Origin of the sequence: Anaeromassilibacillus sp. An250 (assembly GCF_002159845.1) — a bacterium.
Taxonomy (GTDB): Bacteria; Bacillota; Clostridia; order Oscillospirales; family Acutalibacteraceae; genus Anaeromassilibacillus; species Anaeromassilibacillus stercoravium.
Genome location: NZ_NFJK01000038.1, coordinates 1 through 9,623 on the forward strand (window position 1 = coordinate 1; position 9,623 = coordinate 9,623).

Sequence of the window (9,623 nt, forward strand, 5' to 3'; positions counted from 1 at the left end):
TGAGGGAACAGCATTTCCGTGTAAAACCCTACCTGCAAGTAGTTTCGCCCTAACCGGCTCATGTCCTTGACTATGACCGTACCCACTTTCCCGGCTTCAATGTCTGCAAGCATGGCTTGAAAACCGGGTCTTTGAAAGTTTGCGCCGGAGAAGCCGTCGTCGGTGTACCAGCGCAGATTGGTAAAGCCGTTCTGCTTGGCGTAGGTTTCCAAAATCCTTTTCTGGAAAGAGATTTGTCAAGGGTGGATTAGATTAAAATAACCCTCGCGCAAGTGATGCACGAAATCGACGCAGTAGACTTTATATAAATCTCTGCGCCGATTATTTCGCCTAATATCTTGAATAATTAAAGTATGTTACGAGGTCCTTTGCTTCTTATGCACAAACCAAGCGTTACCCTCTCAGAATTCCATCAACACACACTAATTCAATATGATTAAAAAAATATTGTTTAATCGAATCAGAATGATCTACTACGATTATCGTTCTTCCTTTTTGTCTTATACGATCTAGGTATCTCACAACGCAAAAAATCTCGTCGTTACTCAATCCTTTGAAGGGTTCATCAATTCCAAATATGTCTGCCCTAGAATTGATAGCTTTTAAAAGTTTGATTCGAATATTTTCACCCCCGGAAAGTGTTGATATGGGCTGTCCGATTTTCAGATGCCCTAATAGCAAAGAAGACGCTTCTTCTAAGGAGTGTGATATTTTATCGTCTAAATGGGAAAAAAACTCTTTTGCTTCATCAATTGTCATATTCCAAACATCGAATATGCTTTTGCCATTGAGCTTGTATTTTTGAAGTATTTTATTGAACCCTGTGCCATTACATTCTTTGCATTGGAGTTGTATTTTGGCATCATATCCTGTCCCAAATTCTACATATCCGGCTCCCATGCAAACTGGACACATACCTTCACACCCAGTTAAATTAGAAAAAAATCGTCTATCTTTTTTGTGCTTATTCGCAAATAAAGTCGAAATCCTTACAAAAACTCCCAAAGCTGTGGCAACAGAAGAATTTTTATTGCCCAATAAGGGTTTCTGATTAATGTATAAGTATTGCTCAAAATACTGCGGGAAATATTCACGTAATAAAGTGGATTTTCCAACTCCGGAATGACCGGTAATTAGATTCAGACAGCCTTTTCCAATCTTAATATCTACGCCGCTATATGCATATATTGAGTTGTTTATTAAAACATGAATGTTTTCCTTCGCGGGTGCGACTTCCATTTTATTTACAATCCGTTGCTTTTCTAAATAGCTATTTGCATCAATAAGATGCCCACCTAATGATCCACCTTTCTCGCCTAATGCAATAATTATTCTTGCACTATCCGCAAAAACATCACTATGATCAACAACTACTACAGTGTGTTTTTCAGATAAAGCTGTAATACAATTATAGACGGAAGCTTTTTCTCTGCCAGACAATCCGGCTAATGGCTCATCCAAAACCAACAGTAAATTAGATAATTGCGTATTTAGCACTTGAACCATTCTTAATCGTTGAAGCTCGCCCCCCGAAAGAGTAGGAATTGATCTATGAAAGCACAAATGCCCTAAATTTAGTTCAACAGCTTTTTGGACAAACTTATTTATATTATTTAATGCAAATGTTAAGTTGCTATCTACTATTGTGGATATCATTCTTTTGATGTGGTGTTGAAGTTGCACAAATGGCATCATCATAAAGTCGCCAATAGATACGCCAAGAAGTTTGTATTGATCATATTGAGATGAGTATTTTTTTCCGTGACAATATTCACATGTGATATCCGAAAAATATTGCGGAGAAGGTATAAATTTTGCCATCATGGGTTTTTCGGTCATAATCCCAAAGTACCGAGTGCTTCTTCTTGAAAATCCGGAACTCTTTTTATACCGAACAGAATATTTTTTTTCGCTTTCACCATAGAGAATACAATGCTTTTCGTCAGCTGAAAGTTGGCGGAAGGTTTTCTTGCTATCTATTCCATTATCCTCGCAAAACTGTTGGATTATTTGAGCATAGAAGTCCTTGTAACGGCTCCAACACCGAATAGGGTTTTTGCATAATGGCACATCATAATTAATAACTCTGTTTGGATCAAGTACTTTTACAGTGCCTATGCCATGACAATTTTCGCAAAGATTCTCCTCTTTGTTAAGCACGAAAAAATCTTCAGGTAAGCCTAAAACAGCAGAATAAATCAAGATAATACTTCTATTGATTCCAAAATAAGTCCCAATTGTTGAACGTATATTATTATTAAAATTTGATTGTTTAATAGGAACCGCTGGCACCATATTTTTATGCCCTTTTATACGATAGGTAGGCTCAGAAACATCGTCTGCAAACATGGACATAAATTCGTGCTGCCCTATTTGGGCAATTGTGTCGTAAGCCAGAGAGGATTTTCCACTGCCTGAGGGGCCAACAATAAGATTTATCCCATTGCACGCAAGTTGAATGTCAATATTCTTTAAATTATTTGTTTCAATACCCCAGATACTGATTAAATTATTCATGCTCAACCCCCTCAACATTTAGAAGTGTATATACAGTTTACTCATGTCCAATTAAAAAACAAGTGGTGGCTGCCTTCTAAAAGTGCAGCCACCACTAAAGCGGCTTTCGCCGACAAAAAGTATCCAATTGACGTATCAGTCGCTTGTTTGCTCGCTTACAATAATGCGGTACAAATCTCTAATAAAAAACTCCAAGGTCTTTTTGGAATGGACACAAAATCTTTCATCAATAGAATGAATCGTATTCCCAGGCTTAAGGTGCATTGCATTAATAGGACAGCCTCCACCGCAGATGCCTAAAGCCGGACATTCCATACACTCTTCGTGATTAACAGGAGTTAATTGAGACCACTCAATAAAATTTTTGTCCTTTACAGCAACAAAGTCGTCATCATCAATATGTGCCACAAAGTATTGCTTGTTGTGAAGACATCCATGGCATATTCCTACTTGACCATTTGGAGCAATCACAATCTGCCCACCAGTAGTTGCAGCGCAATCAGAAAAATAGACTTGAGCCTTAGAAAAAGATTTTAACTTGCGCATCATACGATCTTCATATATTCCGCGCTCTCGCAGTTCAATAAACTCATCAATGATAAACTGAGCTGCGGCCTCATTATAGCTTTGGGGAAGGACAAAGGTATCGCTCGACATCATAATGTTAAACCCAAAGGCTTTAACACCATAAGTGTCAACCAATTTCAAAATATCCTTCGTGTTTTTAATGGTTTCTTCGCTCAAAGTGACGGAGAGAGAGACATCAACTCCCATTGCTTTGCACATATCAAGCTTCTCTAGAATCCGAGAGAAAACAGGTTTCCCTGCAACATCTACCCGCATACTATTTGCTTCTTCTGTAAAACCATCAATAGAAATTGCGATTGCAACACCAAGCTCATGAAGTCTGCGAACCTTCTCTTCATTAAGAAGCAAGCCATTTGTTACCATCGACATTTCAATATTTCGAATACACTGTTCTTTCTCACGAAGCTCGTTGATTCTCGTAGCAGCATACTCCAATATCTCAAAATTAACCATGGGTTCTCCACCATAGAAAATTAAAACCGGTTTATTCTCTTCCACATCTAAACCGGATGCTTTAATTTGGCGGATAAAAAAGTTGATGGCTTTATCTGCGGTTTCGGCAGACATATTTTCCATTAAAAAATTACTTCGTTTGGCGCAATCATTATTTCCAAGAAAGCAATATTTGCAAGCCAAATTGCACTGCTCGCTCAAGATCATATAGCATACATTAACAGCAGGAGATGGAATTTTGGATCTCACAAATTGCAGAACCCTATCATCCTCATTCTCATCTCGAGTAAGTATCTTGAACTTAGCGAGTTCTTGAACTTCTGTGTAGATTCTTTCCGGAGCATTTTCTATTTTGTCACAAAAAGGGCTTGCAAGCCATGCCTGCAAGCCCTCAAATGCGTCTTTAGATAAATACACCGGTTTCATTCTCAATGAATGGTAGAGTGCAACTGCATCTCCCAAATCATAGGAATGGGTAAACCGAGATATATTTACCATTCGATTTCCCCCGTTTCAGGAACCGCACGGCAAGAGCATGCACAAGTGCAGGAATTACAGGCCACGCAAGCACAGCGGGCCATTACAACAGCCTCGTTGCAAATCATACCAAAGAGCTGCATATACTGAGCATTATTAGCACTCATCTCAAATTACCTCCCATTCAAAATCAGAAACACAACCACCAGAGCAAGAACACCGACAGTTGCACATACAACCAGTGCACTGACCAATGCAAGAAGCAGCGTACGAAAGTGCCTCCTTGCCGATGTTACCCAGCAGAGCTTCGTATGCGTCAGAACCAATACGAATCATAAGATTCCCTCCTTCCTCATCTATTTTCTCTTTCCTAATAATATAGCACTTTTTGTCAATTGTCAAGATACAAGGAATACGGGTTTTACAAGCCTTGAAACACACTATATATAGTATAAAAAGCGATATCAACAGCAATATATAGAAGCACATTGCTGGGAACAAACGTAAAAAATCCAGAAAACCCTTTTGTTTCGGGCATTTTGGCCTTTATCGTATCTTTGGTATAAATTCTTTTTTAAGAGTTATCTCCTGTTTATCGCAGCAACTATATCGAGGCAATGCACGAACCATTATCGGTCTCGCTCTTTATCTTTTTTATTATGCCATATCTGCTGCTCCTTCTGCGCCTGACGCACCATTCGCCGCACAGCCTGCCGCTCCATATCTTCATGTAGCATCCGGGAAACCGCCTTTTTGCTGTCAAACATCAGCAGAGGGTTGTACTTCTCGCCGTAAACTTGCTGTGCCCGATTCTCCGCTTCCTGTTCCTTGTTGGGACGAATGGCCTGTCTTGCTTCATAGAGCTGCACCAGGTCAAAGCCCTGTGCCTGCTCCCGAAGCCCGGCATACTCAGTCAGGGCAGCGTCCAGCTCGGCAGAATGCTTCTGTTCCTGTTCTTCCAGCCGTTTCAGGCTCTGCTCCATGGCGGCAATGTCTTTAGGAAATTTATCGGCGGCATCTTCCTCGGTATATGCCAGCGATGCCAAAAGCATATTTTTCTCCGAACGCAGTTCCTCCAAATCCTCTGTCAGAACCGCTATCTTAGCCGCCAGCTCCCGGTGTCGAAATACATGGACAGCAGAGAGCGCCTTTTTCTCGGTAAGCAGGCTGCGGCGCTCTTTTGTCTTATCCCGAATGTCCTTTGCCAGCTGGTTGTACTGTGTGAGGGCAGGGCGCAGGGTATTCAGTGAAGTGTTCAGACGCTCCTTGCCTTTGCGGAGATACCCCAGCTGATAGCAGAACAGCAGTAGATTTTTACGCAGATTCTCCATGGCCTCAGCAAGTGCCGGGATGGTATTTTTAACTGCCTGCGCCAGCTTTTTGACCTGTCCTCTCAGCTCCCGGAGCAGGGCATTGTCGGCCTTGATCTGCCGGTTCAGTTCGCACCGGTCAGAGATAACGCCCTTTTTCTCCATGGCTCTGGCAACCACCCCCTCATGGACCGTAGGCCGCTCCAACAGGCCACGCTCAGCATGGCTGCGGTGGTCGATGCGTTCTTCGTGCCCGGTGCGCTCCAGATGGCGGTTTGCCACATCCGCCCATGCAGCCCGCCACAGGACAAGCTGCTCGTCGCTGTTCCATCGTTCCGTGATGGGGTTCTGTCTGCCAAATTTGGTGCTTTTAGGGTACTTGGACACCCGTTCATAGCCCTGCGCCTGCGCTGCGGACGGGGTCATATACACCTTCTTTTTGCCCACCTTGTACTGATACTGCTTCTCCCAGCCATCGCCCTGTGCCTGTTTGAACTCAGCAGCGGTGAAGCCCCGTTCCTCGCCGTCTTTGACGCAGAGATATTCTTTCTCGGTCTTGTACTGCCATTTCCCCTTTTCATCCAGTGGGCGCACCGTCAGCAGAATATGGGCATGGGGATTGTGTCCGGGAGGATATGGGTCATGGATGGCAGCATCGGCGCACATTCCGTCTGCCACAAATTGCTCCTTGATGAAATCTTGCAGGAGCTGGATTTGTTCCTCCCGGCTCAGTTCTATGGGCAGCGCCGCCACAAATTCACGGGCGAGGCGACTGTCCTTTGCGGTTTCGGTTTCCTCCACGGCATTCCACAGGATTTCCCGATCTTGCCACTCTGCGGGGGCGGTGGCTGGCAGAAAAACCTGCCGCCACCCAAGGCCCTGTTTACGGGTGTAGTCGTGCTGCACCCCGTCGTACTCATTGAGTATCCGGGAACAGCTCAGATAGGCCGCAGCAGCCACGGCGGAGCGTCCACCTCCACGGCTGACTATCTTGGCCTCCAAATGATAAATTGCCATTGTCTACCGTCCTTTCTGAAGGGCTACTGTGAAACGCAGCAGCCCTCCTTCTGTACTCGATTGCAACAGGTACGTCGTGAAATGCGACGTACCACCAGCAGGGGTGTAACGATTTGTTCCACCCCTGTATCTGTGTCAAGCTGCCGGTGGCAGGTTGACGCAGGCAGTCGGCGGGATGGGGTGGCAATATACCCCACCCCATGAATAGGGGCTTCCACTTCGGAAGCCCCTTTGCCGACTGCATGGGCAAGGCTGGCAGTTTGACAGAAATGCAGCCTTGTCCAGCGGCTCCCGCAGGAGTCGCAATCCCCCTCGGAGAGCGCACGTGCCCGACCAACGGGAGGGCTACCACCGCCTGCTTTAGCAGGTGGTGAGTAAGTGCGCCCTTCGGGATAAAAAAGAGGAAGGCCCCCGGTTTCCCGGAGACCTCCCAGCCGTTTTCAATCGTGTCCTGTCAGCTTTCGCCGCAGGTATTCTTCCAGATTATCAAGACCTACCGCCTGTACTTCCGGCAGCACTTTTTCCAGCACAGCGCCCTCCTGAATGAGCCGCCTTGTCCGGGCTTTTCGCTCCTTCACCCGGTCCCGTGCCTGGGCTTCCTCCAAGCGATGCTTTGCCTGCAACAGTTTCTTTTCTTCATCTGTCATGGGATTACCTCCGTTTCTGCCAGATCAGGTCATAGCCCAGCACATCGGCCAGCTCCACAACCTCCTTGTAGCGGATGGATTCCCGCTGGAGCTTGGCCGACAGGTTGGAAACGCTGTCCGACCAGCCGTATTCCTCATGGAGCCGGTCAACTACCTCCTGCATGGTGTATCCCGCCCGGACGATCTGTGCCTTAATCTCATTGCGTACCGTCATCATCAAAAATCCTCCTAAATTTTCTTGATAAAAAAGCGAAGTCGGCACGCCTTCTGGCATAACCGCTTCGCTGTGTGGTGAAAAATCTCCTTGTCACCAAATCCGTTCAGAATTGCCGGTGTGATGTCCTGCCCATAGGTCGCACTTTCCGACTTTTCCCTTACGTGTGACTTGGCTTGAAATCGTGCATTTTCCCATGATTCCATGCACCCGGTTCACCGGGATGAGAAGCACGGTTTCGCAAAATGATTTCTTCTAACCGTCAAATACTTTCCGATTCCCACTTACCTTAATTTAGCCCTCCGATTTTGCCAGTGATTTTTGATATACAACCGCTGAATTGCTATAAAAGGGAGAACAACGGTCAATCAAAGCGTACGTACGTACACGATTCAGCGCCGCCATTCCTCCGGCACATCTTCCGGTACGTACGTACGCATCGAATCACCGGAAAACACTGATATATGATTTCTCACCAGTACCTCAATTCCCAGAAAGCCACGTACCCGCCGTCCGGCTGCGTTGGTCACATTGTTGCAGTATTCCAGATTGTAGCGGCTCTGGCAGGCAATCAGGGCTTCGCTGAAGCTGCGGGGTTTCAGGGCAGGCAGGTTGTTTTCGGTACAATAAATCTGGTATGCCTCGTACAGCTCTTTGGAGCTGGCAGATAGATCAGCTTTCAGACGAACATACCCGTCAGAATCCAGAAAATCATAGACATTGTTGTTGTCCCGTTTGACTGCCTCCCGGTTTTCTCTGGTGCGGTCACTTTCGGTGAACTTGAAGTTGTTGGCAGCCAGCCGCTGCAAACCCTCAAAGGCCCACAGCAGTATGCCCTCCACCTCGGCCTTCATCTTTTCGGCCAGGTCAGGGTCATCCACACGTTCGGCAGGCTTGTCCCTGGTAGTCAGCACCAGCTGGCGGCGGTAAAATCCGTCGCTCCGGTCAAACAGCGCCTGCAAATCTCCGTTGGAGAAAGCCAGCAGCCGGGCGCACATCCATCCCTGATAGCTTTGCTTGCCCTTGCGCTCCAAATCCATCTTGCCCTGAGCGGTGACGATGGATTTTACATAGTTGGTCTGACGTAGGGCTTCCATCCGCATATCGTCATCCACACACAGGAGGATATGCTCCAGGTCGGCACGGGCAAATCGGTTCTCGGATATTTTCCCGATGCTGCCATCCTTCATGTTGGAGCCGAACAAAGTTCCCAGCACAGCGCCAATCTGCGACTTGCCCTCGCCGCCGCTGCCTTTAATCACCATCATCCGCTGTCCCTTATTGCTGGGAATCAGGCAGTAGCCGATATATTCTTGTAAAGTGGGGATGTCCTCCGGGTAGAGCAGGCCATCCAGAAATTGCAGCCAGCGAACAGGTTTCGGGGCATTGGGGTTGTAGGCCACGGGGAAACGGTTGCGGACAATTTTCGGCTTTCCCTTCGCAAAGGTTCCATCCAGAAAAAGTGTGCCGTTGGAAAGGTGAATCCGATCCGGTTCCGGGGGAAAATCCTCCGCCAGTGCCGCCAGCTTCATCAGCTCCACAATATTGCTGATTTTGCGGGGGATGTTGCTGACCGCACAGTATTTCAGCTCCTCAAAAATCTCTCCCCGCAGGGGCAACTCATCGGTCACACGGCCTTCGGGCGTGAAAAAAGCCCCGTTTGTGAAGATGATCTTGTGCGTCTGCAAGAACTCCTCACAAAACAGGGCTTCGTTGATGCTTTTGCCATCGAACCAGACGGGCATCCCGTCAAGCTGCGTTTTGTTTTTCATGGGCGTTGTCCTCCTTTTTCAGTCTGTCCAGCCGTTCCTCCAAACCGGCAATCATGCCATCCTTGTTCAGCATTTCCACGATTTTCACCCGCTGTTCCAACTCGGCGGCAATGAGCAAATCCGCCAGATACTCCACATAGTCCAACATCTGACAGGCTTCCACAAACCGGTCATCCAAAGTATCTGCCGGTGTCTTGGGTGCGTACTGCACCTTCCAGCTTTCCAGAAGATGCAGATAATCACACAGCACCCGCAGGCAATGTACTTCCTCCTGCCGGTATGCTTTCAGCTGAGGACGCTCCGGTTTTGGTAAGGCGATTGCCGCCGGGGGCTTGTCCGGGTCAATCCCGAAATCCTGTGCCAGTTTCTGCGCTGCTTCGTAACTGTTCAGGCCAAACAGCCTTGCCACAAGGTCGATCACATCGCCGGTGGCTCCGCAGCCGAAGCAGTAAAAATACCGTTTGTTCAGCTTCATGCTGGGGTGTCGGTCCTCATGGAACGGGCAGTGACACATCCCGTTTCGGTTGACTTGCAGCTCATAGTGTTCCGCTGCATCCGGCACACAAATATTCTGTTTTACCAGTTCAAAGAGTGTCATGAAAATCCCTCCGTTTCAGGGCATAAAAAA

9 protein-coding genes and 1 pseudogene are annotated in these 9,623 nt (G+C 46.8%); all 10 read right to left on the minus strand.

Annotated features, from left to right (window positions below; translation table 11 throughout):
* A pseudogene (locus B5F54_RS16705) lies at positions 1 to 233 on the minus strand (recombinase family protein); the annotation flags it as partial.
* A gap of 160 nt (positions 234 to 393) precedes the next feature.
* Positions 394 to 2,517: an ATP-binding cassette domain-containing protein gene (locus B5F54_RS16710; protein WP_087235287.1), complete on the minus strand. Its 2,124-nt coding sequence runs from the start codon at positions 2,515 to 2,517 to the stop codon at positions 394 to 396.
* Between the two features lie 135 nt (positions 2,518 to 2,652).
* Positions 2,653 to 4,056 carry a FibroRumin system radical SAM peptide maturase gene (locus B5F54_RS16715; RefSeq protein WP_087235288.1) on the minus strand — a complete coding sequence of 468 codons (1,404 nt, stop codon included), beginning with the start codon at positions 4,054 to 4,056 and terminating at the stop codon, positions 2,653 to 2,655.
* A complete protein-coding gene (locus B5F54_RS16720; protein ID WP_087235289.1) occupies positions 4,050 to 4,202 on the minus strand; it encodes a FibroRumin family radical SAM-modified Cys-rich RiPP in 153 nt (50 codons plus the stop codon). The genes B5F54_RS16715 and B5F54_RS16720 overlap by 7 nt, the downstream gene beginning before the upstream one ends.
* A gap of 1 nt (position 4,203) precedes the next feature.
* Positions 4,204 to 4,524 (minus strand): FibroRumin family radical SAM-modified Cys-rich RiPP, encoded by a 321-nt coding sequence (locus B5F54_RS18340; RefSeq protein ID WP_330396788.1) that lies wholly within the window; start codon positions 4,522 to 4,524, stop codon positions 4,204 to 4,206.
* A 140-nt stretch (positions 4,525 to 4,664) separates the two neighbouring features.
* Complete coding sequence (mobQ, locus tag B5F54_RS16730) at positions 4,665 to 6,362, minus strand: MobQ family relaxase (protein WP_087235291.1); 1,698 nt, start codon at positions 6,360 to 6,362, stop codon at positions 4,665 to 4,667.
* 440 nt (positions 6,363 to 6,802) lie between these two features.
* Positions 6,803 to 7,009: a DUF3847 domain-containing protein gene (locus B5F54_RS16735; protein ID WP_087235292.1), complete on the minus strand. Its 207-nt coding sequence runs from the start codon at positions 7,007 to 7,009 to the stop codon at positions 6,803 to 6,805.
* A gap of 4 nt (positions 7,010 to 7,013) precedes the next feature.
* Positions 7,014 to 7,223: an LLM class flavin-dependent oxidoreductase gene (locus tag B5F54_RS16740; protein WP_430661831.1), complete on the minus strand. Its 210-nt coding sequence runs from the start codon at positions 7,221 to 7,223 to the stop codon at positions 7,014 to 7,016.
* 392 nt (positions 7,224 to 7,615) lie between these two features.
* On the minus strand, positions 7,616 to 8,995 hold the full coding sequence (locus B5F54_RS16750; RefSeq protein WP_087235294.1) for a DNA primase family protein: 1,380 nt from the start codon (positions 8,993 to 8,995) through the stop codon (positions 7,616 to 7,618).
* On the minus strand, positions 8,973 to 9,593 hold the full coding sequence (locus B5F54_RS16755) for a CHC2 zinc finger domain-containing protein (protein WP_087235295.1): 621 nt from the start codon (positions 9,591 to 9,593) through the stop codon (positions 8,973 to 8,975). Before B5F54_RS16755 ends, B5F54_RS16750 begins: the two co-directional genes overlap by 23 nt.
* Between the last annotated feature and the right edge of the window lie 30 nt (positions 9,594 to 9,623).

Coding starts and splice junctions, on each gene's coding strand:
- B5F54_RS16710 (WP_087235287.1), bottom strand. CDS start 2,517: ATGAATAATTTAATCAGTATCTGGGGTATTGAAACAAATAATTTAAAG.
- B5F54_RS16715 (WP_087235288.1), bottom strand. CDS start 4,056: ATGGTAAATATATCTCGGTTTACCCATTCCTATGATTTGGGAGATGCA.
- B5F54_RS16720 (WP_087235289.1), bottom strand. CDS start 4,202: ATGAGTGCTAATAATGCTCAGTATATGCAGCTCTTTGGTATGATTTGC.
- B5F54_RS18340 (WP_330396788.1), bottom strand. CDS start 4,524: ATGTGCTTCTATATATTGCTGTTGATATCGCTTTTTATACTATATATA.
- mobQ (WP_087235291.1), bottom strand. CDS start 6,362: ATGGCAATTTATCATTTGGAGGCCAAGATAGTCAGCCGTGGAGGTGGA.
- B5F54_RS16735 (WP_087235292.1), bottom strand. CDS start 7,009: ATGACAGATGAAGAAAAGAAACTGTTGCAGGCAAAGCATCGCTTGGAG.
- B5F54_RS16740 (WP_430661831.1), bottom strand. CDS start 7,223: ATGACGGTACGCAATGAGATTAAGGCACAGATCGTCCGGGCGGGATAC.
- B5F54_RS16750 (WP_087235294.1), bottom strand. CDS start 8,995: ATGAAAAACAAAACGCAGCTTGACGGGATGCCCGTCTGGTTCGATGGC.
- B5F54_RS16755 (WP_087235295.1), bottom strand. CDS start 9,593: ATGACACTCTTTGAACTGGTAAAACAGAATATTTGTGTGCCGGATGCA.